Source organism: Erythrobacter litoralis (assembly GCF_029760855.1).
In the GTDB taxonomy this organism is placed as follows: Bacteria; Pseudomonadota; Alphaproteobacteria; order Sphingomonadales; family Sphingomonadaceae; genus Qipengyuania; species Qipengyuania litoralis_A.
On record NZ_SOSI01000001.1, the window covers coordinates 584521 to 605000 of the forward strand.

General features: G+C 58.5%; 16 protein-coding genes and 1 pseudogene. 4 read left to right on the plus strand and 13 right to left on the minus strand.

Annotation, left to right across the window (positions count from 1 at the left end; genetic code table 11):
• Positions 1 to 325: 325 nt before the first annotated feature.
• The 6 genes from E3U23_RS02650 to E3U23_RS02675 all read right to left on the minus strand — a co-directional run bounded on the left by E3U23_RS02650 (position 326) and on the right by E3U23_RS02675 (position 3113).
• Positions 326 to 859, minus strand: coding sequence for a hypothetical protein (locus E3U23_RS02650; protein ID WP_279349631.1), 534 nt, complete (start codon positions 857 to 859; stop codon positions 326 to 328).
• On the minus strand, positions 856 to 1383 hold the full coding sequence (locus tag E3U23_RS02655) for a JAB domain-containing protein (RefSeq protein WP_279349632.1): 528 nt from the start codon (positions 1381 to 1383) through the stop codon (positions 856 to 858). The genes E3U23_RS02650 and E3U23_RS02655 overlap by 4 nt, the downstream gene beginning before the upstream one ends.
• 29 nt (positions 1384 to 1412) lie before the next feature.
• Complete coding sequence (locus E3U23_RS02660; protein ID WP_279349633.1) at positions 1413 to 1892, minus strand: hypothetical protein; 480 nt, start codon at positions 1890 to 1892, stop codon at positions 1413 to 1415.
• A 42-nt stretch (positions 1893 to 1934) separates the two neighbouring features.
• Positions 1935 to 2258: a hypothetical protein gene (locus tag E3U23_RS02665; protein WP_279349634.1), complete on the minus strand. Its 324-nt coding sequence runs from the start codon at positions 2256 to 2258 to the stop codon at positions 1935 to 1937.
• 63 nt (positions 2259 to 2321) lie between these two features.
• Complete coding sequence (locus E3U23_RS02670) at positions 2322 to 2840, minus strand: LuxR C-terminal-related transcriptional regulator (protein ID WP_279349635.1); 519 nt, start codon at positions 2838 to 2840, stop codon at positions 2322 to 2324.
• A gap of 63 nt (positions 2841 to 2903) precedes the next feature.
• Positions 2904 to 3113 (minus strand): hypothetical protein, encoded by a 210-nt coding sequence (locus tag E3U23_RS02675; protein ID WP_279349636.1) that lies wholly within the window; start codon positions 3111 to 3113, stop codon positions 2904 to 2906.
• Between the two features lie 863 nt (positions 3114 to 3976).
• Between E3U23_RS02675 and E3U23_RS02680 the strand changes: the two genes are divergently transcribed.
• Positions 3977 to 4636 (plus strand): hypothetical protein, encoded by a 660-nt coding sequence (locus tag E3U23_RS02680; protein WP_279349637.1) that lies wholly within the window; start codon positions 3977 to 3979, stop codon positions 4634 to 4636.
• A gap of 24 nt (positions 4637 to 4660) precedes the next feature.
• Positions 4661 to 5677 (plus strand): annotated as a pseudogene (locus E3U23_RS02685) (DNA/RNA helicase domain-containing protein); the annotation flags it as partial.
• A gap of 1087 nt (positions 5678 to 6764) precedes the next feature.
• Here the strand turns inward: E3U23_RS02685 and E3U23_RS02690 are convergent.
• The 6 genes from E3U23_RS02690 to E3U23_RS02715 all read right to left on the minus strand — a co-directional run bounded on the left by E3U23_RS02690 (position 6765) and on the right by E3U23_RS02715 (position 17328).
• The gene (locus E3U23_RS02690; protein ID WP_279349638.1) at positions 6765 to 6962 is read right to left on the minus strand and encodes a helix-turn-helix transcriptional regulator; all 198 of its coding nucleotides are present in this window, start codon (positions 6960 to 6962) and stop codon (positions 6765 to 6767) included.
• Between the two features lie 106 nt (positions 6963 to 7068).
• Positions 7069 to 7629 (minus strand): hypothetical protein, encoded by a 561-nt coding sequence (locus E3U23_RS02695; RefSeq protein ID WP_279349639.1) that lies wholly within the window; start codon positions 7627 to 7629, stop codon positions 7069 to 7071.
• Between the two features lie 398 nt (positions 7630 to 8027).
• Positions 8028 to 12542 (minus strand): hypothetical protein, encoded by a 4515-nt coding sequence (locus E3U23_RS02700; protein ID WP_279349640.1) that lies wholly within the window; start codon positions 12540 to 12542, stop codon positions 8028 to 8030.
• A gap of 129 nt (positions 12543 to 12671) precedes the next feature.
• On the minus strand, positions 12672 to 15089 hold the full coding sequence (locus E3U23_RS02705; protein ID WP_279349641.1) for an AAA family ATPase: 2418 nt from the start codon (positions 15087 to 15089) through the stop codon (positions 12672 to 12674).
• Positions 15086 to 15667, minus strand: a complete 582-nt coding sequence (locus E3U23_RS02710; protein WP_279349642.1) for a hypothetical protein — start codon at positions 15665 to 15667, stop codon at positions 15086 to 15088. Before E3U23_RS02710 ends, E3U23_RS02705 begins: the two co-directional genes overlap by 4 nt.
• Entirely contained in the window at positions 15667 to 17328 is a 1662-nt protein-coding gene (locus E3U23_RS02715) for an SIR2 family protein (RefSeq protein ID WP_279349643.1), read from the minus strand. Before E3U23_RS02715 ends, E3U23_RS02710 begins: the two co-directional genes overlap by 1 nt.
• Before the next feature lie 1102 nt (positions 17329 to 18430).
• On the opposite strand from E3U23_RS02715, the gene E3U23_RS02720 reads away from it, so the two are divergent.
• Entirely contained in the window at positions 18431 to 18625 is a 195-nt protein-coding gene (locus E3U23_RS02720; RefSeq protein ID WP_279349644.1) for a hypothetical protein, read from the plus strand.
• 162 nt (positions 18626 to 18787) lie between these two features.
• Here E3U23_RS02720 and E3U23_RS02725 read toward each other — a convergent pair whose 3' ends face one another.
• On the minus strand, positions 18788 to 19252 hold the full coding sequence (locus E3U23_RS02725; RefSeq protein WP_279349645.1) for a thermonuclease family protein: 465 nt from the start codon (positions 19250 to 19252) through the stop codon (positions 18788 to 18790).
• Positions 19253 to 19468: 216 nt separating this feature from the next.
• Here E3U23_RS02725 and E3U23_RS02730 point away from each other — a divergent pair, with 216 nt between their 5' ends.
• Complete coding sequence (locus tag E3U23_RS02730) at positions 19469 to 20458, plus strand: nuclease-related domain-containing protein (RefSeq protein WP_279349646.1); 990 nt, start codon at positions 19469 to 19471, stop codon at positions 20456 to 20458.
• Positions 20459 to 20480 lie beyond the last annotated feature (22 nt).

The window sequence follows — 20480 nt, forward strand, 5'->3', positions numbered from 1 at the left end:
TCCGGCGTTAACCCCGTCCATTGTCGGAGTTTTGCCCAGCGCCGATATCTTTGACTCGCTGCTCGCTGTTGGAGCAGAGGAAAGCGCTGCACGGCGCCTGTACAATCCGACGACCGTAAGCTGGATCACAAGTCGATCCATCGCTGGAGCCTTTATGGCCACGGCATGTCTGCCTGATTACGGGATCGAAGTAACGCAGGAGCATCAATGGGAAGCCGTTGCATTCGCCGCGGCGATACTTGGCCTAGTAATGCATGAAGCCAGCAGGCTCTCGCGGGCATCTCATCGCACCCCCTCGACTGCCCGCATTCACTAGGCGAGCGATTCAGATATCGCTCAGAGCCTCTCGCTTGTGCGAAGTGGTTTGTACCTGCCACCGTGATGCGTCCTTCGGCATCCGCAGGCGAATTGATTCAGCCAGGACATTTCCTACTGCGGCATAACCGGTTCGCGTCAGACTGTAGAAGATCTTTCGAAAATCTGTCGGGCACAGACGCGAGAAAATCAGACCACGTTCGGACAGAACATCCAGGTACCGTTTCCCGGTAGCTGGCGGCGTATCTCCGGCACTGTACACGCTCGTTGCGACCAGATCCTTTCCATCTACGCTAGCGATGAAAAGATCGAGAAGCATATCCCACGCCGGTTCGCCGAAAAGCTCCCTGGACATAATTTTGTCTCTTTTTCGGCGCGCGCCGTACAATCGCAGGGCTTCAGTCCGCAGTTCCAGCGGTGAGGGTTCATAAAAAGCATAGCTCGTCAGATCGAGGGGCGCGGCTTCGTTCTCGAGCTCGGAAGCGGACTCGAGCAAGCGATAGGCGGTCTCTCGCAGCCGGGCCGCGATCTGGAGGCGTGTCAAAGCAGTTCTCCTTCGCGAATGCTGAAGATCTTGCCCCCGCCCAGGACAAGATGATCTATCAGTTCAATTTCGATTCCTTCGAGAAGGCTTTGCAGCTTTCGTGTCGTTACGATGTCCTCGGCGCTTGGCCGGCAATCGCCCGAACAATGATTATGCGCGAGAATGATTCCGGTGGCACTCAGGTCCAGAGCTCTCTGAACGATTGCTCTGGGATGAAGCGTCACGCCGGTCCGATTACCACGCGACATCTGTTCTCCGTTCAGGAAGCGCCCGTGTTCGTCCGTAAAAATTGCAAAGAGGCGTTCTTCGTCCGGATTACACAGCTGAGATAGGAGATAAGTCTGAAGCGCCGGATCATCGACAGTGACGACGGCGCCCTCGAACTGACCAGTATGACTAACTTGAACAAGATCGCGTACCGCACGTATGGCGCCGACTGCATCCGGATAATCGGCTAGCGCGGCTGCAAGCCTGCTATCGGAAACGGACAGTATCCGCCCGATAGAACCGAAGCTGTGGATCAACTGGCGCGATACGGATCCCGCATCCTTGCCTATGATCGGACTGATGATGTTTTCCAGGAACGGTATGAGCCGAACCGTCGTAGCCTGCGCCGATGGGCGATCATCCCGCCAAGAAACGCGAACGTTTGCACCCATGACGGGCCGTGAGTCAGCGCATAGTAGGCGAGCGGTTCGATGCTCGGAAAGAGATCGCGCTGGAAATGCATCAACAGGGCGATAAGCTGGGCTGCCAAGAGCCATAATGGATAAATCCTGTTTGCACGCATTGCGATTGGTGTGAAGGCAATGAAAACAGACAGATCGATCGCGAGATATACGGGAATGACCTCGCCGTAGGTGAGGCTGGCAGGCAGTAGCCAGGTTGCCAGCTGGAAAGCGATAATCATTCCCGAAAGGACAAGTCCGACGCTTTTCTCCGGCCCATCGCCCCGTGCGAAGGCCCAGGCAGATGTTCCGAAAACAAGCGCATATTGAAGCGCGGCCCGATAGACGATCAGATCGTCGATCATGCGGCTTTCAAAAGGGAGGTCCCTTTTCCGCAATCGATCGTGTCAGGCGACTTTCGACTGGTCTTCAAGCGTTCCGGTCGGACAACGGGTAAAGGTATCCGGCAGACCGACGATCCTGATAAAATCGCTGCGCATGCTCTTGTGCGCCTTGAGCAGGTTTGCGCGTGCGCCGACGATCTGGCTCTGCGCTTCCTGCACCCTTGCCACGGCAACCTGTCCGTCATGCGGCGACAGTTCGGAATCGATGCAGGCATTCATCATGCTCGTTTGCAGTTTGGCGGCAGCACGCAGGAATTCATTCGCAAGCCGCTCGGCAGCGTCAAGGTCTTCGGCAATCCGTTTGCCGGCGAGTTCGATTGGCAACATAACTTCGTCTCCGAAGACCGGGCGCTCAGACCGGTCTGCTGGGTATCGGAGGCAGCAATCACGTCACCGTAGCGATCCGATGGCCTGGGAAACCGCTAGCATAACCAGAACGAGTACCAGCAAGCCGGCTGCAATAATCACAACAGCGGCCCATCGAAACGTCGAGGCGTGTTTGCCGTCGAGCACCTCCGGCACCACGCGCGGTTCCCTCATCTCGCTCCAGGGAATGTCGCGCCGAAAAACCGGCGCACTGTCCGAAAGCGACATGTTGAAACTGTCGTCGTGCCGGGTCCCGAGTGGCCCTTTGGCCGGGCTGGCGAACAGATGAGACTTTTTACCTGTAACAGTTTTACAGGTGGCTTTTTCGCAGCGCGCGCGATGCAGGCGAGCTAGCCTGGCCTTGGTTACGCCCCCGAATTTCGCGCGAAGGGTTTCGATCCGCTGCGTGGCGGCCGAAGCGGAGATATCAAGTTTTGCTGCAATTTCCTTATGGGTGAGCCCTTCACCGACCATGTCCAGCGTCTCGGTCTGCTTTTCCGTTAAGCCTCGATAGACCGCATCAATGTCGGGGGCGTCTGACATTCAGATATTGTAACGTGTGAATGGTGGTCTGGTCCAGAGCGCGTATCGTCCTTCGCGGGCCAGCTACTTACCAAGCTTGGCAAGGGCCGTTTCCACATGGACAGCAGCAAGTGTCTCGCCGGCAGCGTCGAGATCCTCGAGCAGCCGAGTCATACGCTGCCGGAAATCGTTTGTCTCTGCAGAGCCCGATGCGATAGGGCTCTCTTCACTGGCTTTGCCCGACCCCTCCATTGCACGCTCCTTCAGGCTGACCGATACCTGCGCATTTATCATCGCTATGCTACGATGCAAACTGGATGACGACCTCGGGTATGTCTTGACGACCTTTGAGGCTTCTCCGGTGCGGTAGCAACAGTTCGAACCTTTCGACCGGATATGCGATTAAATCCAGAAAGCTGTCATGGCCCCCATAAATAACGGGCCATCCCCCAAGACCTGAAGGTAGTCGAACTTTGATCGCCAACATTCTTCTGCGACAGTCGATCATAAATGGTGTGAATGACCGCGCAGGCATTTGGGCGAAAAGGTTGGTGGCGGGCACCGATAGAATTCGCCGACCATAAAAACAGCACGGCGAAGATCGCGACCTTCGCCGTGCATGTGAACGCGCCACGGTGCGCTCAGGAACGTCAATAAACGATCAGGTACACATAACGACCCAGTCTACCCAGTCGCGCCACGAGTTGCCAAGGCTATTGCAGTAGTCCCGAGGCACATACGCCATAGCTGCTGTGCTGAATGTGATCGCAGCTGTGACTACAGCTGTACCGATAGCAGTTTTCTTGCCAAATTTCATATTCCATCTCCGAATATTATTTTTTTTCTAGACATGTCTCTGTTTCAAATCATGTCATGAGAGAATAAAAATCAAAACTAAAACGAAGTCAACCCAAGTAATTATACTTAATCCAAACTACTGGATAAGATAAACTCGAATTTGAGGTTGTTCCATCTGAGCTCCGTTTGTCGCCCAATCGATAGCCGGCTGTCGGTCAGTAGGTCCGGTTCCGGGTCCAATCGCAGCAAAGCAGCTAGTCCGCTTTTAGGCGGTTCGTACGCCCCTATCGAACGGCTGGAATTGGGGTGGAAAGCGGACATAGCTTGACCAAGCATTCAATGATGCTGAAAAGCCTCAAATGCCTACAACCCCAACACCTTGGAAGAAGAGTAGGACCTTCGGCGACATCTATGGTGGTCGGCAGAGCAGAAAGTTCGCCGACAACATATTCCAACGAGCACATTCAATTGAGCGGCCAAACGCGCAAGATCAGTTGCCTATCCTGATCGAAGAAAATCCCTCAAAAAACTTCTTCTTTCCGCTTAGTGGTGAGGAAGTGCTTGAGGCTCTTAGATCGCTTCCAAAGCGCGACTGCGAGGGCATCACACACGTCTGGCTTCGGCGGCTAAAGAAGTCTGATTTTATCAACCGCTCTCAGCCATTGGCTTGGTTTGCCTGTGGGAGCGGAGTTCGGGTCATTACACTGTATCCTTGGCCAAACTCGATGGAGTTGTCGTTCGGGCAGAAACGCCCCTCGAACAGGATCGTGAACGAAACCGCTCGCTATGGTGGGGTCATCAGGAAGCGTGGTCGGGAGTGGTTCTCGGAGTGGACGGTCCCATCACTTCGTAAGTTCTATCTGCAAGGCATTCTGTTTCACGAAGTCGGGCATCATATCGACCAATACAATCGACACTTCAGTGCCGCGAATGCCAAGGGTGTTGAGGAGTTTGCTGATCAATATGCGCTAGCAAAGACTGCAACAGCGACCCATATCTGCAATTTACTAGCGAAGTAGCCGACCACTGACGAACATCGCCGTGCGTCTGCCTTTATCCAAAACATTCATCACTTCCGCGACGATGCTCTGGCAACCGACCAGCCGCCGATTGAGCGGGTCGCCATCTTCGATGAAGCCCAGCGCGCTTGGGACGTGGAACAGACCTCGAAGTTCATGCAGCAGAAGAAAGGGCAACTCGGCTTTTCGATGTCAGAGCCCGAGTTCTTGCTCAGCATCATGGACCGTCACAATGGCTGGTGCGCTATCATTTGTCTCGTTGGCAGCGGCCAAGAAATCAACACCGGCGAGGCTGGCATCGAAGAATGGCTACGGGCTTTGCAGCGCTCCTTTCCGCACTGGGAAGCGCATCTGCCTGCCACTCTGGAGCATACCATTCCGATTGAGCGCGAGACAACGGCTCCGGCGCTACACCTTGCGACCTCGTTGCGCTCCTTTCGCGCCGAACGCCTTTCTGACTTCGTTGGGAAAGTCATCGAAGGCGACGCCGAGGCAGCGCGAGCGATCAGCAATGAGCTTACCGGCTTCCCGCTCTTAATCACTCGAGACCTTGAGGCCGCTCGCTCTTGGCTTCGCGGTAAGACGCGCGGTAACGAGCGCGCCGGCTTGCTTGCCTCATCAAATGCGGCCCGGCTCAAACCTCACGGTATCTTCGTCAAAGCAAAGATCGAACCGTCGCAGTGGTTTCTTGCTCCTGGCGATGACGTGCGCTCGTCACATACGCTCGAGGATGCCGCCGGTGAATTTGATGTGCAGGGCCTAGAGCTCGACTGGAGCTGCGTTTGTTGGGACGCGAATTTCCGACGAGTAGGCGACATTTGGGAAGCGCTCCAGTTTCGCGGGACCCAGTGGCAGGCGGTCAATGATCAAAGCCGCAAGGCCTTCATCGCGAACTCGTATCGCGTTCTGCTAACGCGGGCCCGCCAAGGTATGGTTGTCTTTGTGCCAACTGGTTCGGATATTGACCGAACCCGACCGATCGCGGCTTACAACGATATCTGGGATTTCTTGGTGAAGTGCGGGATGGCCCCCATAGCTTAGCGCGCCGATAAGCTCGTTGCTTTGCGCGCTTCTCCACCGCAAGCAGACGGGCAACAATCGGCCCAATTCCCGTTAATTCGCGACGTTCTACGAAATACTTTTCTTTGGTAAATTTCGAGAAACAACAAACATTTCCCACAGAGCGTTCGATCAGGTTCACTACCATGCGGATGTGCTCACTAAGCTTGATTGTGGTGAGCGCTCCACGGCTCACCATCGGGAACGGCACCAGCGACTTGTTCTGTAGAGTAGAGGCCACAAAAGCCTGCAACGCCGAATAACCAGCTAAGCGCTTGGCCGCAGCCCTGACACACGCCCCGCAAACACGCCAGGTTTGCCAAAGCCACATCTAGCGCTGACTCGGTCCAACATGTGCCGAGCCGCACTTTGAACAAAAGCACGTCGACATCGCGCATCTGGTTCGGGGGGCCACTTTTGTGTCGAAAGTTCGCGTACTTCAGCTTCATATTTGAACGTTGCGCAACGCAATTGGGGGGACCGCTTCGTAATAGGTAGTACGGTTACCCCCCCTATCATTTTTCGGTTTTGCATTTTTTTTTGCCCCCCGCCGGTGTCCGGAACAAAGGCGCCAAGGTTTTAGAAACCCCCCCTCCCATACCTGTCGTTGCAAGGCACACATGCCGGTCTCCAAGCACCGAGCTTTTTTCTTCAGTATCGCCAAAGGGAATGCCCACGACGCTCCGCCGTTTAGATTGCTCCCGCGTCGCAGGCATTCCCTATGCCGAGCTTCCCACATCCTGTTGATGATTCTTGGTGAAGTCGGAGCGGAGAGCATAGGACGACCAACCCCCGCCAAATGGCTGGGTTGGTCCTCCCCTACTGCGTATCAGATGCTCCTCGGAGCCAGCCGTCGCATTCGGGCGCAAGTGGTGCCGGCACCGGCCCACCCGCTTAGCAGCTGCTTCTCGAAACTTTGTGCCGTTCCGGAGATCCCCGCTCTGCCTTTCGGACTCGGGTTCCCGCTATGATCTCACCCCATTTGGTAGCGGGATTATTTTGGGCGCATCCCCAAACGGATTAAGCCAAACGAATGCGCCATACGCGGCAAAGCCGCGCAACGCATTTCTCAGAGAACTTCAGGTGATACGGTCGACCAGTCGCGTTCGGCACGCTCAATGACTTCGATGTGGTAACGGACTCGATTGCCAATTTTGTTGTACTGGGGACCAATCCCCTTATCGCGCCATCCCTCAAGGGTACGCGGACTTATGCGCCAGCGGTGCGCCAGCTCTTTGGTTGTTAAAAACATCTGCGTGTTTGCCACGTGATTACCTCGCCTTGGACTAAGGCGGGAGTGACTTACGCAGACGGGCGCTAGCTAAGAGGCAAGGAAGTGGTTCAAGGCTTTAAATAGGCTCCAGCCTTACAGCTCACTCACTTTGGCGGGCGGTTCCTGTACTTGTTTTGCTTAGGAAATTCAGTTTGCCAGACGCCGTTGAAAAGGTTTCAGACACATGATATTCTAAGCCCAGCTCTGCACGCACTCGCTCAAGCATGTCCTTTTTTGTGATTAAAGATACTGGATTTGCTTTGAGCCAATTACTCATAACCCGACGTACTGCGGAGCGCACTTGAGGCAACTCGGGCGGAATTTTCTGAACGGTGCGTTGTTCGATGCAGATCGAACTAAAGCCGACCCGGCCACCTTCCGCATAGCCAAGTTCATTGAACCAAATATTGTAGTACATTGTCGCCCAATGCATGGGCCCGATTTCTTGGAATGAGGGCTCTTCACCCCAGCGACCGAAACCGACAAGCTCGCCTTCGCTCAATCGCTTTATTAGACGCGCGAACAAGTTGTCAGCTAGATCATGCGGAACGTCCGGGTATCTACCATAACGGTCTAGCATCATCGGCTTGGGTTGCGCGCTCCACACGAGGAACTCGGCCCACTCAACGTCGGTGGCAACGAGCCGCACGGTATCGGGCATTGGTTTTCTTCTCACTACGCTTGATTACGCAATCGCTCGAAGATCGCAAAGTCGTCGAAGATAATAACGGCAAGTATGAAGAAGGTGTAAACCGGCTTCACTAACGGTTTGAGACCAGCGGTCGCTACCGCCAGCCGCCCCGTGTCAGCTTTTGGGCCGATTCCTGAATGGCTGGTTCTGGGCGCTGAGAGGCGGAAAGCCGCTGTTCGATTAGCGCCTTAGAAAGGGCGGCTGCCGACCAATTCAAGTCGTTCGCTAATTCGGTATTGAACGGCTGTTTCTCCCGGAGCCTGCCACTCTCGTTCCAGCGACCAGCCAAACTGCTACGCGCCCTCATTCTGTCCGCCGCGCGATCGCAGGAGTCGAATTTGAATCTTTCCGAAGCTTCCGCCAATTCTTCAGTGATCCTTGTCGGCCTTCTTGGCTGCGTCCTCGCGGTGCTTGAGTTGCTGCTTCCGGACCTGACCGGCCTCGTCGAAGAACTCATAAGGCAGTGCGTCAAAGACGTCCCCGAGGCTCGAAGGGTCGTGTCGTGACCAGAGAAAGAATGGATCCACCAGCTCGATGATCGCCAATAGCCTGGCCCATTGAAGCGGCTTTGGCGATGTCATTAGGAGTGCCATATGCTCCATCGCTGAAGCTTCGTACGCGCGCCGCCGGAGGGCATCGCGAGCAGCTTCCTGAACGCCGGGCGAAATATCCCCGGCAAGCATATCGAGCCATGGCAGTGGGACAGCGGGAGGAATCACCGCGGCAAGCCGGGCGGCTATGGTCCGGTCCTTGGCGCGTGAGGCCGTAGCTAGCGGGGAGGCCAAGGCCGCCAGGCCCTCGCCGCCGAGGTGGATGCGCAGCCGCCGCTCAAGCTCCAGGCGGAGTGAGGGCTTGGCGCCGCGGTACCGCTCAATCAGTTCTTGGCCGGCACGTTTAGGATCGATCTCGAGCATGAGGTCGGCCGCAACGGCGAGATCATGGCGAAGCAGGAGGCGGCGCGCAGCGAAAAAGGCTTCATCGGGCTCCTCTTGGCGCAGATAATCGATGGCGGTGACAGCGTTACCACGGTCGAAGCCCGAATATCGGTAGCTTGCCCGCACCAACTCGTCCTGTGCCCATGCGTCGCCGGCCTCGGCAAGTAGCTGCAACTGTCTTCCATCGATGAGCAGATGCCCATTCTCGCGCGAGCGCCGAAGAAACTGGATGACAGCTGTCTTGCCCGCGGGATCCTTCACCAGGACATCCAGATAGCCGCGCCGGGAGGCGGAGTTGGTGCCGAGGTCTTGCCCAGACAGCCAGTCGATTACGTCCTGCTTGGCATCCTTGTCGCCCCGCTCGGCGAGATAGGTCGCGACGAACTGGGCCTCATCATCGAACTGGCCCTCCAGCAGCGCGCGGGTGAGCGGAAGGATCTCGGGCGTGTAGAACTGCAATGCCCTGAACGAACCAAGGATTCTGCGGCGAAGCGCAACTGGGGTCTCCGGCGCGAGGTAAATGGCGACCAGCGGCTTCGCGTCGTCAGCATCCAAAAGGAACCCGGTGAGTGCGGCAGCGATGTCCAGCGATTCCGGATCGCCGAGCGCCAGGAGCTCGGCGATCCGTACGCGCAGCCCGGACAAGTCCCTCCCGGCGGAGCTCCGCATCTCCGAAGCGTCTATGTAGACACTGGCGCCAACACGGACCATCGCTTCGAGCTGCGCGTCGCAACCATGGACTGCGAGCGCGCCCATGCGCTTGCTTTCGCCGTAAGGCTGGGCGCCTGCGTCAGGCGGCACCTTCTGTAGCGCGGACGAGACGGTGCTCGAGCTTGACCAGAGCGACGAAATGTAGCCGTCCTGGCGCCCGAACATATTTGGCCTGCCGAGTTCGGCTAGGACCAACTGGTCGTAACCCTCCCCGGCGATCATCGCGAGGATGCGCTCACATTCGTTTCCGGTGGTGTCGCGGGTCATCGACATGCGTCCGCGCCGCGACGAGGCGAAACGTACAAGCTGGGTCTCGAGCTCGGTTCCGGCGCGGGCTCGCAACGCCTCGAACTGCCAAGGCTCGCTCAGGCGCGGCAGGAACCGCAAGGGATGGCTGGGGCCGTCTTCGCGCCCGTCGGGATCATCATTGATCGTATTGAAGGTGCAAAGGTTCTCGGTGAGCGTGTCGAGCAGAAGGGCGAGGGTCTGCGGGTCCATCGCTTCGGGGTTGAAGCGATAGTACAAGACCGCGTCGGTATCGGGCTTGTCCCCAGCCCGGACCCGCGTGCGGATGGCAGCGCCCAGCGCGGTCGGGTCCGCTGCATGAAGATCGTCGAACCACCAGTTCGCGGCGCGCCAGCCATAGACGTCGCTGCCTTCCGCAATGTGGCGGATGGCTTCCTGAGGGTTGAGCCGCGAGAGGCTGCGTAGAACCCGATCTCGAGTCCATTCGTCGTCGTCGGCGGCTGCCTTATCGAGGGCCGGCAAAAGCGACGTCTCGCGAAAATGGCCGATCGCTGCGATCAGGGCGGGACTCGGCGTCGGCATCAGCGTGGCGATCCGCTCGCGATGACGGACCCAGATTTCCGCGGCGGCCTCGCTGTCGATTGATCTGATATCCTTGAGCACCCAAAGAAGCTGGTCGATCGCCACGGCTTGGCTTTCGGTGGCGAGCTTCGCGTTGACCCAGCTAGGGTTGGCGCGAACCGAATTGTGAAACGCCTCCGAGCTCAGCTGATACGCATGGAAGACCCGCGATCGGTTATCGACATCGGCGTCGCCCTTGGAGGCTTCGAAGGTGATCGACCGTGCCAGATGCACATTCCAGATCGCGTCCAGCGCTGCTCCAGCGGGAACTAGGCGGGCAGCCCTGAGGCCCATCACCACTTCACGCTCCTCGTCAGAGGCAACCTGCCGCGCGATCAGCTCCCGCACGGGCGCCGGGTCTGCCTCCGCGACAGCTGCGAGCGCGAAGGGGATGTTGCACGGAACATCCCAGTCGCGCTCCTCGTCGAACGCGCGTTTGCTCAGCAACTCAAGGGCGGGGACGATGTTCGCCCCAATGCTGCCGAAACCTCTGCGCCACTTGTCCTCGGAACGCACTTCCTGAGGCAGGCGGACAACATGCTCCCAGGTGAGGTCAGCAACGAACTGAGGCTCGCATTGCTCGGCCAACAGCCAGAGCGCATCGAAATAGACATAGCCCAGGCGGTTGCCGATCCGCTCCTTGTTCTTGGCCATCAGGCCATCGATCGAGGCAAAGAGCGCCTCGGCCTGGGGCGCGGTCAGACCATCCTCTTGAATCTCCTCGGCGACCGCTTCGGCGATCGCCCAGTTGAGCATCCGGTCGGTGGCGAACTGGATGCGGTCCGACGTCGGCCGGCGGAGCAGGCCGACCTGCTCCAACCTCAGGATCGCCTCGTCGTTGAGGTCGACGGCCTTAAGGTCGGGAATTCGCCATGGATAGTTGCTCTTACCGCTCAGCAGCTGGGAGGCGAGCGCCCGCAGCGCATATTTGTCGCTGGGATGGTCCACCTGCGCGCGTGCTTCGCTGCTGGCATATTCCCAATAGGCGCTGAAGAGCTCGTACTCGGAGACGCCGGCCCACGACTCGCGCTTCGGCAGCTTGACGAAGATGCTCGCGTGAACGGGCTTTAGGAGAAGTTCGAACACATCGTCCGGCATCGTATCCAGCGCCTCAGCGCGTTCGTGATGTGCGAGGAAGCGATGTAGATCGGCGCTACGGAAATTGCCGATCTCAATGACCTCCGGGTCCTTCCGGATTCCAGCAAAAACCTTGGTGATCCGCGGCTGGGCCGCGACGATGACCCGGATCCCGTACTCGTGCCACTTGAGCCGAGCGAGCCGCTCCGCAAACACGCGATCCTGCACGTCGTCGATATAGACGGTCAGCCAGATGCCATTGTCCTGTGCGAATGCATCTTTCAGGCTCTTCGCCACAATCGCGGGCGTCCCCTTCACGCCATAGGCGGGCTCCCAGATCCGTTCGCTGATGCAGGCGACGACGTCCTCGATCTTCGCGGGGGACCGCATCACGATGGCAAGCTCGCTGCGCGCGATCTGATCGAAGGCGAGTTGGGCCAGCGTGTAGGTCTTGCCCTGGCCAGATTCGCCGGAGAGGATCGCGAAGCTGGTCGCGATGTTGGGCAATCCCCGACGGGCCTGTTGCTCCGATAAATAGCCGAGGAGCTTCGTGTCCTCGTCGACATGGCGCGCCAGCAGCTTGGGCAGAGATTGAATATGGGCGAGGCGACGGTGCGCATCCGGGCTGATGAGCGCGAGAAGGTCCTGTGGCGTCAGCTTCGCGCCGTCAGTGGCAAGTTGTATCAGCTGGCCGATGAGCTGGTGGCGCTTGTCGCTTGCGAACTCCCCCGGCTTCAGGAGCGGGGTCAGCCGCTTGTCGATATCGTCCTGCGTGGCATCGACATCGATGATTTCGATGCGGAAACGGTCGAGCAGATGGCGCAGCTTTAGGGTAACCGAAGCAAGGCCTGCGGACTTTGCAAGCCGAAGCTCAAAGGCGTCGCGCGAAAGGCTCGAATTGCCCCATTTGTGCTGTCGTTCCGAGCCTTGGGCGCGCGCCGCAATATAGTCCTGTAGGCGGCCGAGGCCCTTGCCATTGTTGGTGACGAAGCGGAATTCCTGCTCTTGTCCCAAACAAACTGCTTTCAGAAGGTCGGGAAAGACCTTGGAGGCGATCTGGCCGCTGTCCCACATCCTGGCATCTTTGCGCATCTTTATCTGCTCGACGATATCGCGAGGACCGCCAACGACCTGAGCGTCACCGCCTTCCGCAGGTTCTAGATGCAAGATCAGCTGCGATCCTTCGCCCAGCGGGATAAAGGAGAGGCTCATGTCGAGACCCAGCTTGATGCTGCGCAGGATCTGCAAAAGGAAGCCAGCAATCGCACGCCGGCCGGCCGTTTCAGCATCCATGTTAATTGCTATGGCTGGAGGCGCGGCCGTCACGAGATAATCTGTCATTCCGGCAATTGTCCAGAACGCACCTTCAACCTCGTCCTATCGGGATCCGGGGCGATGAGATTCATGCCTACCAAAGACAGCTCATGCCGCGATCGCGCGATCGGCGACATAGAGCTTCGGATCCCACCGGCTCGTCGTCTGCCCGATGGCGCTCCTGCCAAGCTCGATGAGGTTGAGCCGGTCGCCATCGAAAGCAGGGCTGAGTTCCAGAGCGAGATAGTCGAACAGCGATCGCTCATGGACAGCGATTATGACCTGTCGCTGCATCTGCTTCGATAGGGTGCGCAGGAGCGCGGCGAACTGAGCAATGTGGACCTCATCCATGCTCTGGACCGGGTCGTCAATCACGAGCCAGGGCAGCTTCGGCTTTACCGAGAGGTGCAGCGCGAGGAAGAGCGTGAGTGCGGCCGTGTTGAGATTGCCCGCGCTCAGCATCGCGCGCGGATTTCCGCCTTTGCCGCCGCGACGGTGATGGGTCTCAAGCACCGCTTCGATGTCAGCGCCCGCGCTTTCGGGGATCGCAAAGGCCGGAATGAAGGGCTCCTCGGGCGCAAGACGAACGAACAGGTCGCGCCAGACGGAATTGAGCTCGTCGTTGAAGACCCGCCTCACCACTCGGCCCCGCGCCTCCCGAGTCTTACGGGCAATATCCCTGCCAACCTCGATGATCGCGTCGGCTGAGGATTTCTGACGCTTGATGACATCCAACGCATCGCGCGCGGCGCTTATGCTTCCGGTCAGCGTGCCATGCTCCTTGCGGATTGTTGCAAGAGCATTGGCTGCTTCCAGCGCGTTCCTGCGCGCCTCCTGCCGACCCGTAAGGGCCGCCTCGCGTTGCTCCGCTGTTTCGCGCAAGAGGGTCAATAGTGCGTCGGTCGGCAGACTATCCACGATGGCGACGCCCAGCGTGCGGGCCTGTGTGTCTAAGCTGTTGCGCAGAGCGATTGCCGACTGGTCCGCATTCTGAAGCGACAGCAACGCTTGGGCCGCGCGATTCGCCTCGGCGCGCAGCCGATCGCCTTCGGCCATGACGGCACCAGCGTCCGCAAGTTGCCGCTGCAATTCATTCAGATCGGCGTCGCGCGTCTTGAGCTGAGTGAGTTCCGCTTCGTCGATCAGCTGGCTCGCCGCTGCTTGCAAATCGCGATCGAGCCGCGTCACTTCGGCCTGGTTCGATGCGCGCGATTGGGTCAACGCCTGAAGCCTGCCCGCCTGCTCGACCATCGCGGCAATCTTGGTGGCGAGATGAGCCGCAAGCGGCATAGAGGAGACTTCCGAATAATCTCGGTCGCAGACCGGGCAAATTTCGCCGTCGAGATGAGAGCTGAGATTGGATAGCGTCTGTGCGATGGCTTGATTGGCGTCGGCTGCCGAGCTGATCTCGCCGTCGACCCGCGCCAGTCTGGCCCGCGACTCCTGTAGCTGGCGCGCAAGATCGTCTCTGTCTTGCAGGGCGAGTTCATGCGCGCCGAGCACACGTTGCACGCGCTCGAGATCCCCGCTGATTCTACTGGCGAGACTGCGCGCGCGTTCGCCAAAGCTCCCCTCCGCCGTGACCGTGAGATCGGCGAAGAAGGTGACGCCGCGCGCGAGCAGCGCGTCGATCGCAGGACCATGCTCGGCCGTCCAGCGGTCCAGATCCTCACGGGCGGTCTTGTTGGCGTTCTCGAATGCGCTGCGATCGCCGACATCACTGACAATCGCGCCTCGCCAGCTTTCTTCGGAAACCTCAAGCTCGCGCCGGGCGCGCACGAGCGCCACCAAGTCTGTCTCCTCAGGATCCTCGGTCAGACGCGAGAGGAGAGCCGCGTGATCGAGATCGAGGAGCGTAGGATCGATCCTGGCAAGCGATTCCCGAAATTCCGACTCCTTGAGGCGGATGCTCTCGGCCGTTTCACGCTCGCGCGTCTCGAGGTCGCCGATCTCCTTTTCCTTGGCTGTTATCGCGTCGCGAACCTCTCCATAATCGGGCACCGGCGCCTTCAAGCGAGAAATATTTCCGGCGTTGTGCAAACCGTTGATCAACGCTTCCATTCGATCGAGGCCAAGCAGTTCCTTCACGAACTTCGTCAGGGGCGAATCTGCCTTCTTGTCGGCATGCTGGTAGATTTCGAGAAGCCGTCCGAGAGTAGACTGGGCGAGATAGCTTCTTTCGCTGAAGAAACGGGCTTCTTCCGCACCAAGGATCGGTACGCCGGTGACCTGGTTCGTGGTGACGCGGACCGCTGCGCTTCTCAGCGGCGCATCCGGACCGCCGACTTCGAGGCGCACCTCGCCGAACGGCCGGTCCTTGTGCGGCAAGAAGCTCAGATAGTCGGGCTCGGCCCGGGACAACGATGGGACACCGCCCGTCAGTGCCAGTTCAATGGCCGAGAGAAGGCTCGTCTTGCCCGATCCGTTCGGTCCGTGAATGAGCACGATCGGTGCATCCAGCGAGACGTTGATCTCGCCGTCGATACTGCGGAAGTCTTTCACATAAAGGGATTTCAGCCGAATCATTCCTCTGCCTCCCCGTCATCATCCCCTTCGGCCTCGGTCTCGGCGAAAACGGCGCTCAGCGCTTCATGAAACTCATCGCGGACAGCCACCTCGCCGCGCTTCGACGTCTCGACCAACTGGATGGCAAGCGGATGGTTCGACAAGTCGAGTGCCTCGCCTGCGCCGAGATCGCGGTCGGCGGACAAAGTGGCGGGAAGCTCGAGCGGTAGCAACACCGCCAGCTGATCTCGCAGCTCCGCAGGATCGCTGGCTTCTTCGACTGAAAGGATCCGTCCCACCTGCGCTAGTGCCTCCAGCGTCTTGCCCACTGGCCTTGGCCCCACGGCGATGGTCGTGAGCGGTCGCCGCGAGCGCATGACATCGAGCGCTCGGGCAATGCCCTCCACCTGTTGCAGAACCTTCCGTTCGCCCTGCGCCGCCATGTCGCCGATCACGACGAGATCCGCAAAATGTCCGACGGCCACGAACGCGCCGGCGACGTCGAAATCGATACCAGCCACCTGCAGGGGCAGTGGCATGCGCTTGTATTTCGCTGCGAGAAGCAGGTCAGCGACGCGCTCGGTGGGACCTGCGGCCATCACAGCGCCACCTTGCTGCGGAATCGGCCGAGGAGGTCTTCGACCTCGGTACCGGCCGATAACAGCTCCTCCATGCTCGCCTCCCGAAAAGACGCCAGTCCGACCCGGCCTGGCGCGCGCCTCGGATAGCGCTGCATTGCCGGCGGAGTCTCATGGCTATGGATGATGACCACGTCGTCATTGTCGGCGACGAGCCCGTTGGTGCCGAGCCGGATTGCAGCCTGCGCGGTGGCGGCAAAATACACCTTCGCTGGCCCGCTACGCCCGGTCAGGACAAGTGCACCCGAGGCCGGATTGGTCGTATCCGCAGGCGTTGCCGTCCAATGCCCGCGATCGATACCGAGGCCGATCAACGCGGCGGCCGCTGCAAACTGGCAGACGCCGCTATCGGCCAAGGAAGGATCCGCGGGCATGCGGTGGAGCGGCTCGGTCGTGACTGGCGCATAGATGCCGCTGGCGACATCGGGCAGGCGGCCACCGCGCAGCATAGACATGGCGCGGCCCCACTGAAGTATGAGATCGCCTACCTCGGCGGCGTTCGGATTCAGCCCATCGGCGACGAGATTGCGGGCGTGCTCGAGGCCATCATGGAGCTTGTTCCGGTCGGCCGTAGCAAGATCTGGGCTACCGATCTCTACCAGCCGCTTGAGCTTCGCGGTGACGACGAAAAGCAGCAGAGCGAGGAGAAGCGGCTTGGCATAGGCCTGAACAAGTGCTTCGGACTCCATGGCTGAGCGATTCGCCGGGCCATAATGGAGATGATAGACATTCTGCAGCAGACCGCGCTGGTCGATGCCCAGTGCATTCTCCGAGAAAGCATAGGCGGGCGGGTGGGATGGCCATGGCCAGGCCATCGCCGCCTGGGCTTCAGCGAACAGATTCTGGATATTGGAATCCTGGGCCGACAGGCCCAGCATAAGCGTCGGCCGCCGTGTGATCAGCCCGGTCAAAAACGGTGCCATGACGGGGTTTCGGGCGCTCCAGCCATTGATCTGATTCTGGCGCGCAACCATCAATCCGCGAAACTGCGCCGCGTCGATTTGCGCCGCCCTGGCGCAGCCATGGAATTTGTAGAGGTTCGCGCGCAGCCGGTTCCACCGAATCTCGTTGGGCGCGACCACGACGCGCAGGACCGGCTGAGCGCCAGCCAGCCGCTCGACGGCCCGCTCTATCAGATTGTCCCAGTTGGCGGTTGGCAATTCCGAGGCCACGCCCTCGATTGCTAGCGCCGCGAGACAGAGATGCTCGGCATCGGGCTCGATCGTTGGGTTCGCGTAGACATTGGCGGCGTCGAGCACATCCCACAGCAGATAGTCCGCTTCCTCCCCATCGACCGGCACGTCCAGCATGCGAGCATAATTGCCGACTAAGCGAGCAGCCAGCGCCTCATAGTCAGGCCAACTGTCAGCTGGTTGATCGAATGCAATCCGCCCCCATTCATCAGGGCTCGGGTTGGCGAGGGTCACGACACCTTCAAGGGCTTGCTTGAATCGGCAGGAGGGATCGGATTGGTTAATCCGTGCCTGGAGCGTTACCAGAACGCGCTTCGCGACATCGCGCAAGTCCGGCATGCGTTCGCGCGAGATGCCCGAGCCTAGCCAGAAAACATATTCGTCATTGGCGACACCCTCAGCAATTTCTCGCTTGGGGCCGTCGAGCATGGCGAGCGTGGCGCGGACCGTTATAGTAGCGGCGGCTGGTGGAGGCATTTGAAGATTACCCCCGACGCTCGGAGTGACACGCACGATGCCGCCTATTTGAAATATTCTGGCTCGGCCTTGTCAGACTCGCGTCGGTCAAGGTAGCAACTTTGCCGATGGCGCTTTTCTTGATCTGAGCAACAGCCATTTGGTTCCCCCCGGCCACGGAACTACAAAATAAGCTCCTCCGCGCCAAACTGATAATGAACAGCGTTGGTGGCCATCTGCATTTTCATACCCAAAGCCGGTTGTTCGAATCGTCCGACGACCTGGAGATAGGGGTTAGGGCTTACGCGGCGTTCCGAATGACCGGTTTTGGCCTAACAAGACGCTCCTTCTCATTGTGGCGACCGTCGGCAATGTCCCAAACCGGGCCATTCGGCCAAGCTGGTAACCTTGTCCGCTTTCAGGCAATCGCCAGGCGAGCCGCAATGACCGAAATTGGGGCGCGAAGCGGACATTTCTTACTTCGTTAATCGGTTAATCAAAACCTGCAGCTTTATTGCCTATGAACCGGTCATCACGCTTTGCTTGCTAGGCCGGGCCCGCACCGAACCTCCCTCGAACCACAGACCGAGCAGCGCAGCCGCCGTTCGAGCAGAGCCATTTGCCGTGACCAACCCTTACGTTGGCAAAGGGTCACGATCGCCGTTGGATCAAGCACAGCTACCCTTTTGCAGGTAAGGCAGTCGATCCGCAGTGTGTAGCCGTGGCGGCGGAAGTCACCGACGTCGTCCAGTCGCTTGCTGCTCATGGTTTGCGCCGCCAAGACCAGACCAAGGTGGACACAGCGGTAACAAGGGCGGAGAAAGCAAGGATAGCGGGCGGATCGAGATAAAGCATGTTGGCCTCCGACTCATTTGGGAAGCTCGTTTGTTCACATTTTGTTCTCTGTAGGAAAGAGGCGTTCGTTAACCGGCCACTGTCATGCGGAAGGAATGAGCCAATGGGCAGATCGAGAAGAAGAGAACCATCGTGGCAAGGCGAGGCTCAAACTCGAGTTCGCCTTACTTGCCGTCTTGCACCTTTACGCAGTCTACGCAGCAATCAAGATGGTGCTTACATGATCAACGCATGGGAAACGTGGGCCTGCGCTGCGCACTTCGTCAGCCGGTATGGTACCGATGCCCCGCTCCGCGCCGCCGCGCGCTCAGATGAACTTCTTGCCGCATCCGATTTGGCCGGGGCGCAAGCCTTTGCCTCCATCGTGCGGAGGATCAACGAACTGGTCGCCAAACCCAGCAGTACGCTGCATTGACCTCAATCTCGATCATCAAGCCTTTGACCGTCGATACCCGGCTTCTTGTGCTTCAGCTTCCGAACAAAACCACTCTTCGGCCCAGGTCTGAACATCGTAGGGCCGACCAGGGAGGTGATAGATCCACTCGCCCCGAGGGCTGCAATTGCCTTTGATTGTACGCTAGCCATTGACCGTAGAGCCGCCATGCGAACGTGGTTTTCGTGCAGCGGTATTCATCGATGTAGCCCGAGCGATATTGCGCACAGGAGACGTAGGCTGCGGATGCGCGCTACGCCATTCCGCCGCAATTTGCACTTCACCGTCCCAGATGCCCAGCTTTGTATCCATGGCCTGTTGGTATGCAGCCTTGGACTCTTCAGAGGCATCTTCGCTCACAAAGGCAAAGCCAGCTGCAAGCATCATACGGGCAATGTCCGCTTGCCCGACGATGCATGTTGCTAAGGCGCCATCGTAGCGATCATGGCCTCCCGTTGTACAACGCAGCTGTTTGCCGTCGAGAGAGCCGGTGAGAATTTCCGTTGCTTCCTGGCCGCACGCCCATTCGATACCGTTACGTGGGCACGTCTGCTGCTTCTCCGGAGCATCGATACCCGCAAGGCGGATACGTTGATCGCCAAACGTCAAGGTGTCGCCATCGACAACGTGCGCTTGGCCCAAAAACAACTGAGCATGGGCAGCGCTCGGAGGCACAAAAGGGCGGGCCCAGCCAAGCCAAGAACAATTCCCTCATCATACGCATCTAAAACCAAATACAATCGAAGAATGACTCAACTGGACTAAGATGATTTAATATTTCGCGTGTACAGAGCTCGAGATCGGGTCGCGGAGAGGGTCACGTCGATGCTACTGAAACAGGCGGAAGGCAGTTCTAATGATCTTAAGCAGTTGGAGGACCTCAGGACGGAAGTTTCTCCAGAGTACCGACCTAAGATCGACAGCCAAATTGCTAGGTTGCGTAAAGGCGAGGCAGGAGAAAAAACTACAGCGCATTTTCTCAATAGGGAACTTGGGGCTTCCGATAGAATAGGAATTTTGCACGATCTCCGGCTCGAGGTAGAGGGCGACGTCGCGCAGATCGACCATCTCGTGATCCATCGCGTTCAACAAGCGGCCTGGGTTCTGGAATCGAAGAACTACTCAGGCAATTTAAGCTGCGACGAACATGGCGATTGGACAATTTGGTATGGAAAGAAGCCTACCCCGATCGCATCGCCGGTCAATCAGGCCCGTCGGCAGATCATCTTGCTTCGTCGGTGGCTCGACAAAGAAGATGTGACGACGATCCGGACAATCACGCCGGTCGTTCTGATCTCTCCAACATCCAGCATAAACCGTAAAAATCTTCCCGCCGATGCGCATGTCGTCAAATCTGATAACTTTGCGCAATGGTGGTCGAAGCAAGCAGAACAGATCGGTGTGAAGCGTGCGCTCGGAATGTTTGGCCGACATCTTGCCAACAGCATGTCGAGCGCGGATCTTGAAACGATAGGTCACCGGCTGGCAGGAGCGCACATTCCTGCCAATCGAGATTGGCGGGCACGTCTTGGTATTCCAGATAGCGCGAGTGTCGTGCAAAGCGATGAAACTCCAATTAGAGAGCACCACAGCCACACCCCCCTGAAAACTATCGAGACGGTATATGGCACTGTAACAATAAGCCGCTTACCAGATGGTCGATTGGCTCTTAGAAACGCTCCGAATGAAGAGTTGATTTCCGTAGTCAAAACAGCATGCAAAGGTAGAGCGCGGTGGAATCCACGCTTTAAAAATTTGGTCTTTGACCCCAGCTCTTTCGACGAAATCCGCGAGGTGTTGGTTCGAGCAACTTAAGCGGTATCGTTAGGCGCCAATT

Coding starts and splice junctions, on each gene's coding strand:
- E3U23_RS02660 (WP_279349633.1), bottom strand. CDS start 1,892: ATGATCGACGATCTGATCGTCTATCGGGCCGCGCTTCAATATGCGCTT.
- E3U23_RS02665 (WP_279349634.1), bottom strand. CDS start 2,258: ATGTTGCCAATCGAACTCGCCGGCAAACGGATTGCCGAAGACCTTGAC.
- E3U23_RS02670 (WP_279349635.1), bottom strand. CDS start 2,840: ATGTCAGACGCCCCCGACATTGATGCGGTCTATCGAGGCTTAACGGAA.
- E3U23_RS02675 (WP_279349636.1), bottom strand. CDS start 3,113: ATGATAAATGCGCAGGTATCGGTCAGCCTGAAGGAGCGTGCAATGGAG.
- E3U23_RS02680 (WP_279349637.1), top strand. CDS start 3,977: ATGCCTACAACCCCAACACCTTGGAAGAAGAGTAGGACCTTCGGCGAC.
- E3U23_RS02695 (WP_279349639.1), bottom strand. CDS start 7,629: ATGCCCGATACCGTGCGGCTCGTTGCCACCGACGTTGAGTGGGCCGAG.
- E3U23_RS02700 (WP_279349640.1), bottom strand. CDS start 12,542: ATGGATGCTGAAACGGCCGGCCGGCGTGCGATTGCTGGCTTCCTTTTG.
- E3U23_RS02705 (WP_279349641.1), bottom strand. CDS start 15,089: ATGATTCGGCTGAAATCCCTTTATGTGAAAGACTTCCGCAGTATCGAC.
- E3U23_RS02710 (WP_279349642.1), bottom strand. CDS start 15,667: ATGGCCGCAGGTCCCACCGAGCGCGTCGCTGACCTGCTTCTCGCAGCG.
- E3U23_RS02715 (WP_279349643.1), bottom strand. CDS start 17,328: ATGCTCGACGGCCCCAAGCGAGAAATTGCTGAGGGTGTCGCCAATGAC.
- E3U23_RS02720 (WP_279349644.1), top strand. CDS start 18,431: ATGATCAACGCATGGGAAACGTGGGCCTGCGCTGCGCACTTCGTCAGC.
- E3U23_RS02730 (WP_279349646.1), top strand. CDS start 19,469: ATGCTACTGAAACAGGCGGAAGGCAGTTCTAATGATCTTAAGCAGTTG.